The sequence below is a fragment of the Streptomyces sp. NPDC127098 genome (genome assembly GCF_042722465.1).
Lineage (GTDB): Bacteria > Actinomycetota > Actinomycetes > Streptomycetales > Streptomycetaceae > Streptomyces > Streptomyces millisiae.
Genome location: NZ_JBHXFJ010000034.1, coordinates 1 through 16,384, shown reverse-complemented (window position 1 = coordinate 16,384; position 16,384 = coordinate 1). Strand labels below are relative to the sequence as shown.

Annotated in this window: 18 protein-coding genes; 14 read left to right on the top strand and 4 right to left on the bottom strand. The window is 68.9% G+C overall.

The genetic code is table 11. The features are described 5' to 3' along the window. Window positions 1–549: 549 nt before the first annotated feature. The 3 genes from ACFWI8_RS21450 to ACFWI8_RS21440 all read left to right on the top strand — a co-directional run bounded on the left by ACFWI8_RS21450 (window position 550) and on the right by ACFWI8_RS21440 (window position 1,347). On the top strand, window positions 550–750 hold the full coding sequence (locus ACFWI8_RS21450) for a hypothetical protein (protein ID WP_387093905.1): 201 nt from the start codon (window positions 550–552) through the stop codon (window positions 748–750). Between the two features lie 199 nt (window positions 751–949). After that, on the top strand, window positions 950–1,168 hold the full coding sequence (locus ACFWI8_RS21445; RefSeq protein ID WP_387093902.1) for a type II toxin-antitoxin system Phd/YefM family antitoxin: 219 nt from the start codon (window positions 950–952) through the stop codon (window positions 1,166–1,168). Continuing rightward, a complete protein-coding gene (locus tag ACFWI8_RS21440; protein ID WP_387093899.1) occupies window positions 1,165–1,347 on the top strand; it encodes a hypothetical protein in 183 nt (60 codons plus the stop codon). The genes ACFWI8_RS21445 and ACFWI8_RS21440 overlap by 4 nt, the downstream gene beginning before the upstream one ends. 104 nt (window positions 1,348–1,451) lie before the next feature. On the opposite strand, the gene ACFWI8_RS21435 is transcribed toward ACFWI8_RS21440, so the two are convergent. Then, the gene (locus ACFWI8_RS21435; protein ID WP_387093897.1) at window positions 1,452–1,658 is read right to left on the bottom strand and encodes an ArsR family transcriptional regulator; all 207 of its coding nucleotides are present in this window, start codon (window positions 1,656–1,658) and stop codon (window positions 1,452–1,454) included. Window positions 1,659–2,258: 600 nt separating this feature from the next. Here ACFWI8_RS21435 and ACFWI8_RS21430 point away from each other — a divergent pair. Further along, the gene (locus ACFWI8_RS21430) at window positions 2,259–2,900 is read left to right on the top strand and encodes a nucleotidyltransferase domain-containing protein (protein WP_387093894.1); all 642 of its coding nucleotides are present in this window, start codon (window positions 2,259–2,261) and stop codon (window positions 2,898–2,900) included. Between the two features lie 1,159 nt (window positions 2,901–4,059). Here ACFWI8_RS21430 and ACFWI8_RS21425 read toward each other — a convergent pair. Beyond that, window positions 4,060–4,617, bottom strand: a complete 558-nt coding sequence (locus tag ACFWI8_RS21425; RefSeq protein WP_387093891.1) for a substrate-binding domain-containing protein — start codon at window positions 4,615–4,617, stop codon at window positions 4,060–4,062. A gap of 78 nt (window positions 4,618–4,695) precedes the next feature. Here ACFWI8_RS21425 and ACFWI8_RS21420 point away from each other — a divergent pair, with 78 nt between their 5' ends. After that, a complete protein-coding gene (locus ACFWI8_RS21420) occupies window positions 4,696–5,571 on the top strand; it encodes an IS5 family transposase (protein ID WP_387093888.1) in 876 nt (291 codons plus the stop codon). Window positions 5,572–5,626: 55 nt separating this feature from the next. On the opposite strand, the gene ACFWI8_RS21415 is transcribed toward ACFWI8_RS21420, so the two are convergent. Both ACFWI8_RS21415 and ACFWI8_RS21410 read right to left on the bottom strand, forming a co-directional pair. After that, entirely contained in the window at window positions 5,627–6,691 is a 1,065-nt protein-coding gene (locus ACFWI8_RS21415; protein ID WP_311598533.1) for a 5-methyltetrahydropteroyltriglutamate--homocysteine methyltransferase, read from the bottom strand. 371 nt (window positions 6,692–7,062) lie between these two features. Continuing rightward, window positions 7,063–7,575, bottom strand: a complete 513-nt coding sequence (locus ACFWI8_RS21410) for a S8 family serine peptidase (RefSeq protein ID WP_387093884.1) — start codon at window positions 7,573–7,575, stop codon at window positions 7,063–7,065. Between the two features lie 1,097 nt (window positions 7,576–8,672). On the opposite strand from ACFWI8_RS21410, the gene ACFWI8_RS21405 reads away from it, so the two are divergent. The 9 genes from ACFWI8_RS21405 to ACFWI8_RS21365 all read left to right on the top strand — a co-directional run bounded on the left by ACFWI8_RS21405 (window position 8,673) and on the right by ACFWI8_RS21365 (window position 15,465). After that, window positions 8,673–9,665 carry a hypothetical protein gene (locus tag ACFWI8_RS21405; RefSeq protein ID WP_387093882.1) on the top strand — a complete coding sequence of 331 codons (993 nt, stop codon included), beginning with the start codon at window positions 8,673–8,675 and terminating at the stop codon, window positions 9,663–9,665. Then, window positions 9,665–10,345 carry an ATP-binding protein gene (locus ACFWI8_RS21400; RefSeq protein ID WP_387093879.1) on the top strand — a complete coding sequence of 227 codons (681 nt, stop codon included), beginning with the start codon at window positions 9,665–9,667 and terminating at the stop codon, window positions 10,343–10,345. Before ACFWI8_RS21405 ends, ACFWI8_RS21400 begins: the two co-directional genes overlap by 1 nt. A 115-nt stretch (window positions 10,346–10,460) precedes the next feature. Then, window positions 10,461–11,009 carry a WhiB family transcriptional regulator gene (locus tag ACFWI8_RS21395; RefSeq protein ID WP_387093877.1) on the top strand — a complete coding sequence of 183 codons (549 nt, stop codon included), beginning with the start codon at window positions 10,461–10,463 and terminating at the stop codon, window positions 11,007–11,009. Then, on the top strand, window positions 11,006–11,845 hold the full coding sequence (locus ACFWI8_RS21390; protein ID WP_387093874.1) for a DUF2637 domain-containing protein: 840 nt from the start codon (window positions 11,006–11,008) through the stop codon (window positions 11,843–11,845). Before ACFWI8_RS21395 ends, ACFWI8_RS21390 begins: the two co-directional genes overlap by 4 nt. Then, window positions 11,842–12,036, top strand: a complete 195-nt coding sequence (locus ACFWI8_RS21385; RefSeq protein ID WP_387093872.1) for a hypothetical protein — start codon at window positions 11,842–11,844, stop codon at window positions 12,034–12,036. Before ACFWI8_RS21390 ends, ACFWI8_RS21385 begins: the two co-directional genes overlap by 4 nt. Window positions 12,037–12,055: 19 nt before the next feature. Then, entirely contained in the window at window positions 12,056–12,259 is a 204-nt protein-coding gene (locus ACFWI8_RS21380; RefSeq protein ID WP_387093869.1) for a hypothetical protein, read from the top strand. A 257-nt stretch (window positions 12,260–12,516) separates the two neighbouring features. After that, entirely contained in the window at window positions 12,517–12,876 is a 360-nt protein-coding gene (locus ACFWI8_RS21375) for a plasmid mobilization protein (protein WP_387093866.1), read from the top strand. Window positions 12,877–13,090: 214 nt separating this feature from the next. Continuing rightward, window positions 13,091–14,773, top strand: coding sequence for a relaxase/mobilization nuclease domain-containing protein (locus ACFWI8_RS21370; RefSeq protein WP_387093863.1), 1,683 nt, complete (start codon window positions 13,091–13,093; stop codon window positions 14,771–14,773). A gap of 359 nt (window positions 14,774–15,132) precedes the next feature. Then, on the top strand, window positions 15,133–15,465 hold the full coding sequence (locus tag ACFWI8_RS21365) for an Lsr2 family protein (protein ID WP_387093860.1): 333 nt from the start codon (window positions 15,133–15,135) through the stop codon (window positions 15,463–15,465). Window positions 15,466–16,384 lie beyond the last annotated feature (919 nt).

Here is a 16,384-nt window from a genome sequence, read left to right as displayed (position 1 = left end):
CCTTCTCGTCCAGCAGTTTCTGCGTGAGGACCATCAGGTCAGCACCTGCTGAGGCCGGAGGCTCCTGCGCGACCTCCCACAGCGGTCTCAACGGAGCGAGACGGCGCTCTGTCATCGACTGCGGTTCGTCGGGGAAGCAGACATCCGCGACGGCCTCGACCAGGCCGAATGGTGTGCCGATGCCGTTCAGCTGGTTCCGCAGCTTCTTGATGCTGGGGACGACACCGTCCTGGAAGTGCTCGCCGACCAGCAGTTTGTGGAGGGTGGTGACGCTCGTCCCGGTCTCGTCCAGCCAGGCCCGGATGGTCTTCACGACCTGGTTCATCTCCGGGCAGTTACCCCGCGGCGGCTCCCATGGCCGCCCAGGCCTATTCCCTGCCATCCCACCCCCACCGACCCCGGGTTGTGACGGAACAACCCCGTGTTGTGGTCGGAACAATACCCAGCCGTTTGGATGAGCGGTCCCGAAAGAGACAAGGTCAGCCGTGTCAACACGCCACCACAACGGAACCCGGATCGCCGGGACATCCCGAGGAGGAACGACCGGAGATGGCCGCCGCCCCGCCTGCCGAGGACGACAGTCCCACCCCGCGTTTCGAGCGCTTGGCCCGGTGGGTCCCCGCTCTGTCTGGGCTGATCACCTCGGTGACCCTGCTCCTCCTCTTCCTGAGCGGCAACGTCGACGCCATCCCGGCCGTGGCTGCCTTCGGCGCGGCGGTGACCGGCGGTACCGCCGCAAGCCGCCGGTGACGTGCATGCTCGCCACGCCCCCGCGGGGCTCCGGGTGCGCTTCGATGTCCTTGGCCGCACACGACGTCACGGTCCGCGAGTTGCATCGCGGAACGCGACTGTGCGGCAATCGCCGGCGACAGATCGCACGGCGGGGCCTTTCGGGCCCGCGGTGGCTGAACGGCGGTCACCAAGTGTGCACTTCTGTAATGTGGTGTGCATGACGGAGACCAGCTACTCGATCGTCGAGGCCCGAGCTCGGCTCGGCGCGATCGCCCGCGAGGTCAGCACGACCCGCGAACCGGTGGCGATCACCGACCACGGCCACACCGTCGCGGTGCTCGTCAGCTCCGCCTACCGTGCACGGCAGGAACGCGGGGAGTCCGCCGGCGTCCCGCACCCGGAGGCCTACCGCCGGGTCTTCGGCGGAGAGGCGTGACCTACGAGGTCGACTGGGAGCCTGAAGCCGTCGCCCAGGCTGAGCGGTTCGCGAAAAGCGACCCGCAGGGCATCCGCCAGGTCTTCGCCGCCGTCGACCACCTGCGGACAACCCGCGGCCCGAGGGCGCGTTCGGCAGCGACGATCTACTGCGCATCCACGTCGGGCTCTACCGGGTGATGTACGAGGCCAACGACCACCAGGTGCGTGTCAGCGTCATCCACCTCGGCCGCGTTCATTGAGGGTTGGCCGATGCCCGGGCTCCGTCCGAGACTGGCCTCGCCTCATCGGGGCAGATAGCGGCGCGAACGGCCCTGGCCGCTGCTCCGGACGACGCCCTGCTGCTCCATCTCCCGCAGGTGGTGGTGCACCGTGGAGGGGCTCGACAGGCCGACCATCCGCGCGATCTCGCGGACGCTGGGGGCCTCGCCGCGATCAGTGATCGCTTCGCGGATCGAGCGCAGGATCTCCGCCCGTCGGTCGGCGCTCACCCAGTGGCCTCCCGATGTTCGAGATCGCGGGCACGGCGGCGGAGCTCTGCCCAGGTCGTGGACCTGTCCGCCCAGAAGGGGTGGAAGGCGATGCGGCAGGTCAAACGCAGGAGCCGACGCCGCAGTTGGGTGGCGTCAGGCGGGGGCGCCGGGGTGGCAAGGGCGGCGTAGGTGTGGTTCAGCTCGCGTTGAGCGAGGAGCAAGTCGTCGGGGATACCGGGATACGCCATGCCCCAGATTAGATCAGACGTTCGATTTATGGCTCGGGGGGAGGGCAACGTGTCGCGCGGCGTTGTTGTGACTGAGCGTTTTAGTTGGCGAGTGAGCGCTGTGCTTGGCGGATTGAGCGCAGGGGATGTGTGGCCTGGGGCCGTCAGTGAGCAGGTGGACACGGCGTCACGCAGGAAGGCGCGCCGGCGCTGGCCGGCCACGTCGACGTGCTCGGCTGGCACTCCTTCGCTTTGCCCGGCCCTGGTACTGCTGGGCTCTCGTGTTCATCTGTCGCGGGTTCGCCGAGGAGTCCAACTGTCTGGTGGCATTGCGTGATCGCCAGCGGCGTCCGGCTCCGAGGATCTTTGACTCGGCTGATAATTTCCTGCGGTGAGCGAGCAACTACCCGGCGGCGGCATCGAACTGTCACCCGACGAGATAGAAGCCCTCCAGACCAGGTGGTCATGTTGCTGGACCCCGAGTGAGGTCGCGCAGCAGATGGTCGGGATCAGCACGCCTTGGTACGTGGCCGCGGGCTGGGCGCTGGACTTGTTCCGCGGTACCCAGACGCGCGCTCATGGAGACATCGAGATCGCGATTCCGGCCGCGAGCTTCCCCGAGGTTCGCCGCCGCTACCCCGGATACGTCTTCGACGCAGCAGGCAGCGGCCGGATCTGGGAGAACGCCACACCGGGGGTGCTGGCCGCCGTGTATCAGACATGGCTCCGCGATCCGGCCACTGGAAACTACCTGCTCGACGTGTTCCGCGAACCGCACGACGGCGACACCTGGATCTGCCGACGCGATGAGAGAATTCGGCTTCCCTACAGCGAGATCGTCCATCACACCCAAGACGGCATCCCGTATCTGGCGCCTGAACTGGTCTTGCTGTTCAAGGCCAAGCACGCCCGCCGGAAGGATCAAGCAGACTTCGAGGCGACCGTCCCGCACATGACCTCGGCACAGCGCGAGACCCTGGCCGAGCTACTCACCCGCGTACACCCGGGGCACCTCTGGATTGAGGAGCTGTAGCCGCCGCTCTACTGGTGGGCTCTCATATTCGACGGTCGCGAGTTCGCCGAAGACTCCAAGCGGCCCGTGACAATGCGTGATCGCGAGCGGCATCCGGTGCCAGGGGCGACTCCTTCACCGACCACTTCCAGGGGCCGTCGAGCGGCGGTCAGGTGCCCGCAGTGCCTCCCGCTGCGGGCCGCACCATCGGCGGCGGAGGCTCCCGCGCCGGTGACGAACATCCGTGAACGCTCCACCCACGACGTGCCGCCCTGGGATCATCGATCCATCCCTGAGTGAGCTACACGAATTGAGGAGCACCATGGCGTGGGCCTACGCGGAACTGGCCAAGGAAGCAGCCAAGCGCGGCGGTCCCACCGCGCTTCGCGCCTTTTACACCGGGCGGGGCATCATCATCGGCGGCGCCATCACCGGCGCCTCCATCGTGGGGACTGTCGCCTACGACAAATGGAGCAAACGTCGCACCGCTGTTGCTGCCGAAACGGCGTCGAACGCTGCCACGGAGACGCCGGCTGCTGGCGACACTCGGAGCGGGCAACTTGCCGATAGCTCCCGTACGGACCGGGCTGACTCGGGGGTTGATACCGGTGGGCTCCCGTATTCAACTGTCGCTGGTTCCCCGAGGGACCCAGCCCGCTGGTGACCTTGTGTGATCCCCCGGGGCGTATCGGCTCCAGGTTCCGCCGGTCTCGTTGCGGAGTCGGCTGGTGGTCTTGTTGTGGTAGCCGAGAGCGTCTGCGACGACGGGTGCGGGGAGTTCGAGGAGTTGCTGCCGGATGGCGGCGCCGCGGGCTGCGGCGATCGGGATGCCGGCCTGGTTCAGGAGCGCGGACAGATGGTTCGAGCCCAGCGGCTGGCCGGTGCGGCGGCCGGGGACGACCCAGCCGCGCCCGCCTGGTCGCTCTTCATGGTGGTGCACTCCGACCCGAACCGGCCCTGACGACGGCGTCCGGCAGCCACCCCCGCCCAGGGCGTGTGGGCGGTTGCGGGAAGGCTGCCAGGAAACCGAGAGGGCGGACAGCGAGCGCATTGAGGTGGCCGTCGACCACGGCGCGGAAACCTGGCGAGCAGCGCGGTGCGCACGCGAGCGTCGACGAGGTCGATCTGTGGAGCGTGGCGTGCTGGACGACGACGAGGAGCAGGAGCCGACCTCGGCCTGTCATTCGGCGTCGGACGCCCACATGTGGCTCTGGAGGAGCAAGTGGCCGCGGACCGCCGTCGCGGCGGGGTGGGTGACGCCGGCCCGGCTGGTCAGGAACAGGGTGTTGATCGGCGGTATCTCCGGCGGGTGGAGTATATGCAGCCGCCCCTCGGCGAGTTCGGTGGCGCACAGGTAGGTGGGCAGGACGGTGACGCCCGCGCCGGCGGTGACCGTGGCCAGGACGCCGCGGAGGTCGGGGACGACGACGGCGGGGACCCGGGTGAGGCGGGTGTCGAAGACCGTGCGCCAGTAGCGGCGCAGGATCGGGAGGTTCTCGGCGTAGGCGATCAGCGGTGCCCTGTCGAGGTCGTCCAGGCTCCAGGAGGGCGCGGCGAGAAGGGCGAACTCCTCGTCGACGAGGGTGTCGACGCGCAGTCCACGCCGTCGTGGTCGCAGGGTGCTGATGGCGATGTCGAGGGCGCCTTGCGTCACGTCGGCGAGCAGGTCGTCCGGCATGCCGAAGCGGACTCGTAGTTGGAGTCCCTGGGTGATGAGGCCGGCCAACGAGGGCAGCACCCGCGCACACAGGAACTCGGCGGGTCCGCCTAGGCCGTGTATCGGAAGTGGATCTTGGGCCGTGGATGATCATGGTCCATGGGTAGGGGAGATCTCACGGACGAGCAGTGGGCGGCACTGGAGCCGCTGTTGCCAAAGGGGGCGAGGGCGGGGCGGCCGCCCGTCTGGCCTCGGCGGCAGCTGATCAACGGCATACGGTTCCGGGTCCGGACCGGTGTTCCGTGGCGGGACGTACCCATCGAGTACGGGCCGTGGGGCCGGGTCTACGACCTGTTCCGCCGATGGCAGCGGGACGGCACCTGGCACCGGGTCCTCACCCGGCTCCAGTCCCTGGCCGACGCGAAGGGTGCGATCACATGGGACCTGAGCGTCGACTCCACGGTGTGCCGCGCTCATCAGCATGCGGCAGGGACTCGGAAACGGAGTGACCTGCAGAAGGAGCCGCCCGGCGGCGTGTTGACCGAGCCCGGTGATCACGGGCTGGGACGCTCGCGCGGCGGGTTCACCACCAAGCTGCACCTGGCCGTCGAGCAGGGGCAGAAACCCATGTCGATCGTGGTGACGGCCGGGCAGCGTGGAGACTCGCCGCAGTTCGAGCTGGTGCTGGAGAAGGTCCGCGTGCCCCGCATCGGGCCGGGACGGCCGCGCGTCCGACCCGATCGCGTCCGGGCCGACAAGGCGTACGCCTCTCGCAGAAACCGCGTCTACCTGCGCCGCCGCGGAATCCGCTGCACCATCCCCGACAAGGCCGACCAGGCACGCAACCGCCGGAACCTCGGCTCCCGCGGCGGCCGGCCGCCGCGCTTCGACCCGGCCGACTACCGCGAGCGCCACGCGGTCGAGTGTGGGATCAACCGACTCAAGAGACACCGGGCCGTCGCCACGCGCTACGACAAGCTCGCCGTCCGCTACGAGGCGACCGTCGTCGTCGCTGCCATCAACGAGTGGCTCTGACCGAGTGCTTCACCTGACGGGAGTCGCCAGGTGAAGCACGCATCCGCGGGCGTGGTTACAGGCCGAGGGCCGCGGCGGCGAGCGCGGTGCCTCGCACACGGGCCTCGATCTTGGCGAAGGCGAGGTCTCGCGAGGTGGAGGTGTCGTCGGCCCAGGGGGAGAAGCCGGCGTCGTCACAGCTGCCGAGCTGTTCCACAGGGATGTACCGGGCGGCGAACAGGATCCGGTCGCGTACCTCTTCGGGCGTCTCCACCGTCGCGCTGATGGGGTCGGTGACGCCGACGAACACACGGATTCCCGGACGCAGCTGGTCGGCGACGATCGGGAGGACGCGCTCGGGGTCGGGCTCGCCGGCCAGTTGGAGGTAGAAGCTGCCGACCTTGAGCTGGAACAGCTTGGGCAGCAGTCCGGCGTAGTCGACGTCGAGGCTGTGGGTGGAGTCCATGTCGGCGCCGGGGTCGGTGTGGACACCGAGACGGGCCCGTTCGGCCTCGCTGAACCGGCCGAGAACCTCGTTGTTGAGGGCGATGAAGTCGTCCAGGACGCCGCCGGACGGGTCGAGCTTCAGGGCCAGCCGGCCTTCGGTGAAGTCCAGCTGCACGCAGTGCGCGCCCGCGTCCAGGCAGCCACGGATGTCGGCCTCGGCCTCGTCAACGAGATCGCGCAGGAACGCCTCGCGGGAGTATCCGTCGATCGGCTCGGACGGGTAGAGCAGACTCAGGGCGGAGGGTGCGACGACGGACTGCTTGACCGGGCGGGCGGTGCGCCGGCTGGCCTCCCGGAGGTAGGTCTCGGCGCGGACCTGGTAGCTGAACGGGCCGGCGGTCAGCCGGGGCAGCTGCCGGGTATGGCCGTCGGCGAAGGAAATCACCATGCCCTTGGGGTCGAGGGAGGTAAGCCCGTCAAGGGGGTAGGTGATCGTGCTGGGCTTGGCCTGGTCACCGTCGACCACGACCACGCAGCCCAGCTCCTCCAGCCGGGCGAGGGTCTCGGCGACCGCCTTCTCCTGGAGCGTGCGCAGTTCCGCCTCAGCCAGGCGTCCTTCGGCGTGCGCGGCAAGCGCCTCCTGCAGCTCACGCGGACGAGGAATGCTGCCGATCGACTCAGTGGGGATTGTCATGATCCGCACTCTAGGAGCCACCGACCACGCCCCGATCCGGTGTGCAACCCGCCCTGGCGGCGTCCCTCCCCCCCTGCTCCCCAAACCTCCACACGGAACCATCACCATGGGCCAAGCCCAGGGATTCACTCGATCGAGCAAGCGACGGACGGCCGCAGTTCACCCTGCCGATACACCAGAACACATCTCTGCGTACCCGGAGACCACGCCCCGCCCGCTTGGACACACAGCCCGCCAACTCCAGTGACAGCGGCCAGGTGGAATCCCCCACGGACGGCCAGTTATGACTCCCCACTGGCGGCCAGTTGCGGCTGGAGCGAGGGGGCCCGCGACGCCCCTTCAACGGCCCGGACTGGAGCCGGACAGCGGGTTCAGGAACCGAAGGCGTTGTTGTAAGCCAGCAGGTTCGAGCTGCCGGTGGGGATGTCCGACAGGGCGTCCTTGGTCGCCAGGGCCGTGATGGCGGCGCCGACGTTGGCGGCCGTGATGTCCTTGGAGGTGGAGATCAGGTAGGCCGCCAGTCCCGCGACGTGTGCTGCGGCCTGCGCAGTCCCGGACATGGTGTTTTCCATGGTGGACGAGCCGATCCAGGCCGACTCGACGTTGAGGCCGGGGGCGAAGAGATCGACGGGGCCGCCGTAGTTGGACGGGTAGGCGAGCTCGTCTGCGATGGAGCTGGCGCCGACGGTGAAGGCGCTGGGCGCACCGGCCGGCGAGCGATTGACGGCGTCATCGTTGTCGTCGCCGGCCGCGACGACAACGAACACACCCTGGGCGACCGCGGCGGCTACGGCCGCATCGAGCTCGGCGTTCTTCACCGTCACCTGGGGGGCCAGCAGGGCGACAGCGGGGCGGCCAACCTCCTGGGCAGCGGGACGCAGCACTTGCCGATGCCTACGAGGCGTAGGGTGGCGCAGCCGAAGTTCGCCGAGGTCTTCGGTGTCGGCGCACTTGGCCACGGGCCGGTTTGGGAAGGTAGCAGGGGGCGAGACGGAGCGCTGGCCCCCTGCCCGATGCGACTTACTAACTTCCGGCCCTCTTCTCTGCACGGGGTGCTCTCGGGTTGTCGCACTTGGTGATGAAGTTGGCAACGGATCTCGCTATGGCCCCCGATCACGTGTCCGCGTCGCATGGCAATTACTGGACTGGCGCTAAGTTGCCAGACGGCATGATCAGGGCTGTTGGAGTGCGCTGGCTGCTGTGTCTAGCGATGACGAAAAGTCAGCATGCCCTAGTAATTACGGAGTTGCCTGCACCGGTTACGGAGTAAATCGATTTCCTGCGGTCGGTATGTGTGATCGTGGCTGATCATTGACCCATTGTGAGGCTGTTTGTAGGGTCACATGCCAAGCCGCCTTGGAGTGACGGCTTCGAGGTGTGGTTGCAGGAAAGGGGCTGCAATGGGCCGTCGTCGTATTGGACTGGCTACTTTTCGTGGCTGGATCCCGTGCCTTCGTACGCCGAAGGGCGCGGCGACGGTTGTATCTGGTCGTGCTCTGCTGCGAAGGCCTCGTCCGTCGAGGTCATGGCGCGTCGTCGCAGCGGGTGTGCCGGTTCTCGTGGCTCCTTGGCATCGGGATCGCTTGATCTTCTTCGCGGAATGCTGGATGTGTGGCGCCTGCGGCTCGTATGGTGCTGATCGCTTGCGATGCGGTGCCGAAATCGCTGGGCAGAGGAGGGAGTTGGGGCTATCGACTGTTAGCCGTGTGATCTAGGCGCTTCATCGAGTGGCATCGTGAGCGCAAAACCACGGTGCTCCGGAGGAGGCAACCTCCGGAGCACCGTGGCCGCCGCGTGCGAGCGGCGGAATCGGTAATCGGAGCGGCCCAGGCCCTGGGATGAGGTAGCCCTGGGCGCTCCGTCTACGCAAGGGAGATTGTGGCATGTCGAAAGTCGGACTGGAAGCGCCACCCACCCCATGTGGCGCCAATTCGCCAGCGTCGGCTCCTGATTTCCTTCTCCTGTTGGGGAGTTGATCGGAGTGGCGAGAATCCGCACGATCAAGCCGGAGGCGTTCGTCTCGGAGACCTTGGCGTCGGTGTCGCTGACCGCGGAGCGCACCTTCTTCGGGCTGTTGACCCAGGCTGACGATCAGGGTCGTCATCGGGACCACGCGGCCATCATCACCGGGGCCCTGTGGCCGTTGCGTCCGGAGCACACCCCAGTTCACGTCGAGGAGGACCTGCACCAGCTGGCGGAGGCGGGGCTGATCTGCCGCTACGCCGGCTGTGACGGGCGGACGTACCTGCACATCGTGACGTGGGCGAGGCATCAGAAGATCGACCGGCCCTCGCGCTCGCGGATGCCGGCCTGCCGGGCGCACAACGTTGATGCGGCCTGCCCGGTGTGCCGGGCGACGCCGTGCGGCGAACCCTCGACGAGAGTGACGCGAGGGTGGGGCGAAGACTCGTCGAGCGCTCGGCGAATGGTCGGCGAGGGTTCGAACGAGGTCTTGGAATCGGCGGAGATTTCAGCGGAAGCGGGCGTTGCTGCTGGTCAGAGCGGAATCGTCGAGGGTTCGCCGTCCCCTCGGCGAGTCCTCGACGAGGCGTCGCCGGTGGGCGGCGAGGGCTCACGTACTGGATCTTGGACCATGGATCGTGGATCTACCGCTGATGCGGGCCGGCCTGGGCCGCCCCGGGCGAAGGAGGAAGCCCTCGTCCCGGGGGTGAGGGAGTTGTTGGCGGAGTACGTCGTCGGCTGCCGTTCCCGTCCGCCGGCGAAGGTGCTGGCGCATCTGGGGCGGGAGGTCCGCGAGTTGCTGCTCGAGGGCGTCGACGTGAGCGTCGTTCGAGCAGCCCTGGCTCGGTTCCGTGCCTCGCCGAAGCATCCCTCCGTGCTGCCGAGTCTGGTCAACGAGGTGCTCAACGGCGCCGGGGAGCGTTTGGCGCGACCGGATTCCGCCGCTACCGTCGCAGGCCACGTCGGTTGGGGTGCCCCAGCCGATGCCGCTGCCTACGCCGAGGAGCTGTGATGATCACTCGCGATCCACAGACCCTCGACGCACCGGCGGTCCGGCGGGTGTTCGCCATCATGGCCGCTCGCGGTATCGAGGTACGGCCCGAGCCGCCCGAGGCTCGCGACCCCGAGGCTGATCGTGCGGACGGGCGGATTCCCGCCCGGTTCCGGCAGGCCGAAGTCGACCACCCTCAGCTGCGTCACTGGGTGAACGCGATGCTGGCCGCCACGCGGCGTGGCCCCGGCGGAGAGCTGACGGCTGTGGGCGGCCCGTCGTTGCTGATGGTGGGACCGACCGGCACCGGCAAGACCCATGAGGCGTTCGGCGCCATCCGAGCCCTGGCGGCTGCCGGCGCGCGGCTGGCCTGGCAGGCCACCACCGCCGCCGACCTCTACGCCGCGCTCCGTCCCCGAGCCGGTGTCGATACCGAGCGCGAGCTGAACGCGATCGCCCGCTGCCCGCTGCTGCTCCTGGACGATCTCGGGGCCGCCAAGGGCAGCGAGTGGACCGAAGAGGTCACCTACCGCGTGATCAACCACCGGTACGCCGAGATGCTGCCGACGCTCGTCACCTGCAACCTGCCGATCGGCCAGCTGCGACAAGCGGTCGGGGAGCGTGTCGCGTCCCGACTCGCTGGGATGACCGGCCGCGCCATCTTCGCCGGACCCGACAGACGCCGGAAGTCCGCCGCCTAACGCCACCTTTCACCACACCCCCGTCGACCCTCCCCTGGCCGGCAACCGGACGACCTCGTATGCCTGGGCCTAGGGAGAGCCGGGGAAGACGGGCGCCTTTGAGGAGACCCTTCCCATGCTCGCTTCCGGGATATCGCCTGCCTACCGCCGTCTCGGCGACCAGTCCTGGCAGGAACGGGCCGCATGCCGCGGCGCCGCTACGGACGACCCCGACCTCTTCTTCCCCGACGCCGACCACATCCTCCGCATTACCGAGGCCAAGCGCTACTGCGCCCGCTGCCCCGTCCAGCAGGTTTGCCTCGACTCGGCCCTCGAGAACAACGACCGCTACGGCATCTGGGGCGGCCTTACCGAGGAGGAACGCGAACCGCTCCACGCCAACATCGACAACCGCCTGGACTACGACCGCGTCGAGGCCACCTTGGCCGGCCGCGACATCCACCTCACCAACGCCGAGCGCCGAGCCGTCGTCCGCACGGCCTACGCCCGCGAGGTGAGCACCGATCACCTCGCCCGCATGCTGAAGATCTCGGAGGACCATGCCGAGCGGCTGCTTCGTCGAGCCAGCCGCGAGGCCAGCCATCGCCGGTTGGCCGAAGCAGCTCCGATCCGCCCGTACCCGCACACGGACGCCTCGCCGCCGAGCCTGGGGCGCGCGGCATGACCCACACCGCCGCTGCCAGGGTGCGCATCAGCGGCTGGGACCGCATGGCCATCCTGGGCCTGGGCGCGGCAGGCGGTGTCCTCTCCTTCGACGCGCTGCAGCAGATGGCCGCGGCCATTCACGTCCGCGACGCCCTTGTCTGGCTCTTCCCCCTGGTGATCGACGGGTTCATCGCCTACAGCGTCAGAGCCCTGGTCGTCCTGCGCGACGCCCACTTCGCCGCCCGGCTGTATGTGTGGGCGTTGTTCAGCGCGGCGACCGCCACCAGCATCTGGGCCAATGGCCTGCACGCCGTCCGACTCAACCAGCAGAACCCCGGCGGCGACGGCCTCCGCCTCGGCGACATCACGGTCGGCGTGCTCTCCACCATCGCCCCGCTCGCCCTCGCCGGCGCCGTCCACCTCTACATCCTGATCGCCCGACGCAGCGGCACCCCACGCACCGAGGCGTCAGCCGCCACGCGGACCGAGGGCGGACCGGACGGCAGCCGCGTGGACCAGTCCAGCGTCGTCCGGCCCACCACCGGCACAGCGGACCTTCTCGATGTTCCGACAACACCAGAAGGCCCCATCGCCTCGACGACGACGCCCTTCCCGCGTGAGGACGGCGGGGCGCCGCCGGACCGTGACGAGACCGGTCCGGGAACGGAGACCGCTCCCGACGAAGCGCTGCTCGTCGCCCAGAGCGCGGTCCAGGAGGCCGGACGGGTCAGCCGCCGCCTGGTCCGCTCCGCCCTCCAGGCCCACCAGATCAAGATCAGCAACGAGCGCCTCGGCATCGTCCTGCAGACCCTCCGCAACGAAGCAAGCATCACCAAGTCCCAGAGCCGGTCATGAGATACCACTGCGCCAGATTCACCGAGATCAAGAACGACTACGAGCTCGCCATCAGCCGGGAGGCCGACAGCGCCGTGCTCCGGACCGGCACGTCCAACGGCAAGGTCCTGGCGACCAACGCCAAGGTCCTCCGCCGCCGCATGGCGAACTCCCTCAATCACCACCTGCGGCACTGCCCGCTGTGTGGATAGACGCTCGAAGGACCAAGGTATGACCGATCAGATGGCCGATCCGGCCGTCGTGGACGCGTGGCTCACCATCCTGTGCGCCCGTGGCCTGCTGCATTCCGCCGAACCCGTCGGCAGGAGCGGGTGGGCCGTGCAACGCACACCGGACTCCTCACCCTGCTTCCTCACGACGCCGGCAGAGGCCAGCCGCTTCATCGCCAGCGTGCAGCGTGGCCAGCGCCGGTGACCGCCACTCCGGATCCTCGCAACACCGCTACCGGAAGCGCCTCTTCTGCCACGGACGGTGCCCGAGCAAGTTATCCCGTAAGAAGCTTCGCCGAGGACGGCGAAGCTTCTTACGGGGAATCCGCCCCAGGGGAGGCGGAGGATGTCCGGCTCCAGGGGGAGCCGGACGAGCAGCCCGCGACCAGGCCGCCGGCCGCGCCTCGTGACCGGCGCCCGCGTGCTCGGCGTCGCCTGCGGCTGCCCGAACCGCGCCCCCACGTGCGCGGCGTTCGCCTGAGCGACGCCGAGCTGGCCGCCGTGCGCGCAGCGGCGGCCGATAACGGCCTGTCGGTCGCGGCGTTCCTGTCGCTGGCGGCGGTCGCTGCCGCACAATCGCCGCTGCCCGCCGCCTACATCGCGGACGAGCACGCGAAGGTCCGAGAGCTCTTCCTGGCTCGACGCCACCTCGGCTACGTCGGCAACAACCTCAACCAGATCGCCAAGGCCCTCAACTCCGGCGCACGCCCCCCGTCCCACACCCAGGCGGTCCTGGACACGGTCGCCCAGGCGATTCGCCGTGTCGACGTGGCCGTGGACGCCGTGGCTCAACGCCAGCGCCCAGAGCCCGGACCACGATGACCCAGCACCACGGTGACCGCCGCGCCAGCAGCCGCCAGGCGACGCATGGACCGTCCACCACCTGGTCCGCACGCCGTTCCGCCACCGGCTGCGGCGCCGCGCCGGGCCCCGGCCCCCCAGTGGCATCTCCTCGCATCTGGGCCGGTGTACGGACCGGTCCGTCTGCTGCGAAGACCGCCCGGTCCGCGGGGCCGGCCGTCTTGAGCGCGGACCGATGAACCCCAAGATCGCCCGGCGAGGCTCCCGCACGCTCGGACTGTTGGCCTACCTCTACGGACCAGGCATCCGCGACCAGCACACCGATCCCCACCTCGTCGCCTCCTGGGACGACACCGCACCCGACCCGGGCCGCGACGAGCACGCGCTGCTGAAGGACCTCGCCCACGTCCTCGACCAGCCGGTGCGGGCACTCCCCGAGCGGCACCGCCCTCAACGGCACGTCTGGCACTGCTCGGTACGAGCCGCCCCCGAAGACCGACTCCTCACCGACGCCGAATGGGCGACGATCGCCCGCCGGGTCGTCGCAGCCACCGGCATCGCACCCGAGGGGGACGTCGACGGCTGCCGCTGGGCCGCCGTCCGCCACGCCGACGACCACATCCACATCATCGCCACCTTGGTCCGCGAAGACGGCCGCCGACCACGGCTGCACAAGGACGCCGCCCGCGCCCAGGCCGAATGCCGCCAGATCGAACGCGACTTCGGACTTCGCCGCCTCAACCCAGGCGACGGCACGGCCGCACCACGACCAACCAGCGCCGAACGCTTCAAAGCCGAACGCCACCGACGCCAGCGCACCCCACGCGAACAACTACGCGACGCCGTCCGCCAGGCCGTAGCCGGCGCCACCAGCCAGGAGGAGTTCTTCACCCGACTCACCGAACAAGGCCTCCTCGTGCGCCAGCGACACGCCCCCTCCGGCGACCTCCTCGGCTACACCGTCGCCCTGCCCGGCGACCACAACCACCGCGGGGAACCGGTGTGGTTCTCCGGCACCAAGCTCGCCCCCGACCTGTCCTGGCCACGCATCCGCGCACGCCTCAGCCCTCACCCCGTCGCACCGGTGGCGCCCCCGGCACGAGCACGAGCCGAGGCCGCCGACGCGGCCTGGACGGCCGCCTCCCGCCTCGACCAGGACGACGAAACCGCCGCAGCGCAGCTCGTCGCGACCGGGGAACTCCTCGACGCGCTCACCACCACCGCAACCGCACCGACACGAGCACAGATCACAGCAGCCGCACGGTCCTTCGAACGCGCCTCCCGCTCACACGTCCACGCCGCCCACGCCCACGCCCACGCCCGCGCCCTCCGCCGCGCCGCCCGCAGCGTGGTCCTCGCCGGCCCGGCGCTCGGCCGCGGCCGGGACGGCGCCGCGACCGCCATACTCCTGTCCGCCCTCACCCTCCTCGCGGTTGCCGCCCACCGCTGGCACGCCGCCCACGCACACCACCAGCAGGCCGCCGCCGCCCTCCATGCGGCCGAACACCTCCGTGCCGCCTACGGCATCGCCGCCGCTCGCCCCCTCGCCGCACTGCGCGCACAAGGCCGCCAGCTGCCCCCGCACCGGCACGCCCGACACGCCGCCACCCTCCAAGCTGCCCTACCGGAAGGCGCCCAACGTGTGCTCGCCGAGCCCGGGTGGCATGCGCTGGCTGCCACGCTCGAGGAGGTCGAACAATCCGGCGGCGACGCTGAAGCCCTGCTTCGCCAGGCCATTCGGCACCGTGAGCTGGCCAGCGCACACTTCATCAGCGACGTCCTGACCTGGCGGCTGCGGCATCTCGGCCACCTTCGCCATGTCTCCTCCCCACACCGGCCACAAACCACGGTGCGACGAGGCGAGAACACCGAGAGGTCGACAAAGCGGCCGAGCTCCCAAACTCCAAGGGCCGGTTAAAAGGTAGAGAAGTATGACCGCAGCCAAGACCGTTCCCCAACCTTTGGCCACCACCTCGCCTCTGGCGAGCCCCACCGACCTTGGGTCGGCCAGCGTCACGTAGGAAACCGAGGGTCTCTTGCCGCCAAGCGGGAAGCGAGTCTGGCAGGACGGAGAATGCCGGATTGCTGCGAGGCCCTGAAGTCATCCGCCTGTCCTTCGGGCGGTATCCCGGCAACCTCCGAAGCGATGGGTCCCTCTCTCTACCCGGAGGGGATCAAGGGAGTGACGTCTTCCTCGTGCGTTAGCCCACAGGGAGGAAGGGGCAGAAGGCGGGCAGGCAGTATCGGAGGGCAGCCTGCGGGCCTATACTCCGCCGCATGGCTCAGAAAGTTGTAACTATCTACTCGGACGATCTGACGGGGGAGGAGTCGACTGAGATCGACTCGCACCGGTTCGGCTTGGACGGCGTAGAGTACGAGATTGACCTGACTCCCGAATCTTTCGACAAGCTCCTTGATGCCCTCGCCCCGTTCATGGACAAGGGTCGGAAGCTCGGACGTGGGAGGAAGGCGCCGGCAGCCGCCAAGCGCTCGGCGCCCGACGTGGACACTGCGGCGATCCGAGAGTGGGCTAAGGAGAACGGCTTGGAGGTCAACGACCGCGGCCGGGTGCCTGCCAACATCCGTGAGGCGTACGAGAAGGCACACTGACGTTTCAGACCTCAAACCGTCGACCTCCCTCTGAGCAGGGAGGCCGACGGTTTTGCGTGTGCGCCTGGGCTCTCACGCGTCGGAGGCAGAAGGGCATGGAGTGCCCTGTACATACTCGGAGGATGAGCGGACCTGCGGACTCGACAGCAAGGAGCCCTTCCGCGGCAAATCAGCCACCGCCGCCTAGCCCGAGGTTCGACAGCCAGTCTCTTCACCGGCATATAGACCTCTCCCCACCGAACCATGGCATCGACGAGCGGCATCCGCGAGCACTTGGGCTCCCTCTTCGGGTCGTCAACGAGGATGTGAATCTCACGATCTGCCCTCTCGCTAGCAGTCAGGGAGCGATGGCCACAAAACCCGCCGTCTCCGGACGACGAACGATCACCAACCGCCTCCCAAACGCATCAGCAACTGCTGTTCCTAGAGAGGCACGAAGCCCAGGCTGGACTTTCTGCCGAACGGCAGCAACCATTTGCCCGAGGCGTTGGCCAACGGGAGGTGAGACGATGCGGATGCCAAGGAGACGCGAGCGGTCCGCCAGTCCGGCCGTGCCGCTTCTTGCGCCGGTTGCCGTGCCGGACGACGCCACGGCGCTGGGGCCAACCCCAGATGAGGCCGGGTCGTACTGCTGGCACTATCCGTTCGAGGTTCCTCTCGGGCAGCGGCTGCTGACGTGCGGGGAGTGCGGCGCGGAGCGGGACTGGCTGCTCATCCTCGTTGAGGATGCCGTCCACGTGCGATGCCGATGCACCCACCAGTGGTATGAGCCGCGCTTGCCCGCCAGCTGGTACCGAGCCCACTGTGGGGGGATCGAGCAGGTCCACTCCACTCCGGAGGGGGCCAACCGTGCCACCGGCTTCGACGGCACGTTCGCCGGGGCCTACTGGTAGGCCCCGAACGGGCGGTGGCCTGTCTC

Coding starts and splice junctions, on each gene's coding strand:
- ACFWI8_RS21380 (WP_387093869.1), top strand. CDS start 12,056: ATGACCGATCAGATGGCCGATCCGGCCGTCGTGGACGCGTGGCTCACC.
- ACFWI8_RS21385 (WP_387093872.1), top strand. CDS start 11,842: ATGAGATACCACTGCGCCAGATTCACCGAGATCAAGAACGACTACGAG.
- ACFWI8_RS21395 (WP_387093877.1), top strand. CDS start 10,461: ATGCTCGCTTCCGGGATATCGCCTGCCTACCGCCGTCTCGGCGACCAG.
- ACFWI8_RS21370 (WP_387093863.1), top strand. CDS start 13,091: ATGAACCCCAAGATCGCCCGGCGAGGCTCCCGCACGCTCGGACTGTTG.
- ACFWI8_RS21450 (WP_387093905.1), top strand. CDS start 550: ATGGCCGCCGCCCCGCCTGCCGAGGACGACAGTCCCACCCCGCGTTTC.
- ACFWI8_RS21445 (WP_387093902.1), top strand. CDS start 950: ATGACGGAGACCAGCTACTCGATCGTCGAGGCCCGAGCTCGGCTCGGC.
- ACFWI8_RS21365 (WP_387093860.1), top strand. CDS start 15,133: ATGGCTCAGAAAGTTGTAACTATCTACTCGGACGATCTGACGGGGGAG.
- ACFWI8_RS21400 (WP_387093879.1), top strand. CDS start 9,665: ATGATCACTCGCGATCCACAGACCCTCGACGCACCGGCGGTCCGGCGG.
- ACFWI8_RS21420 (WP_387093888.1), top strand. CDS start 4,696: ATGGGTAGGGGAGATCTCACGGACGAGCAGTGGGCGGCACTGGAGCCG.
- ACFWI8_RS21390 (WP_387093874.1), top strand. CDS start 11,006: ATGACCCACACCGCCGCTGCCAGGGTGCGCATCAGCGGCTGGGACCGC.
- ACFWI8_RS21415 (WP_311598533.1), bottom strand. CDS start 6,691: ATGACAATCCCCACTGAGTCGATCGGCAGCATTCCTCGTCCGCGTGAG.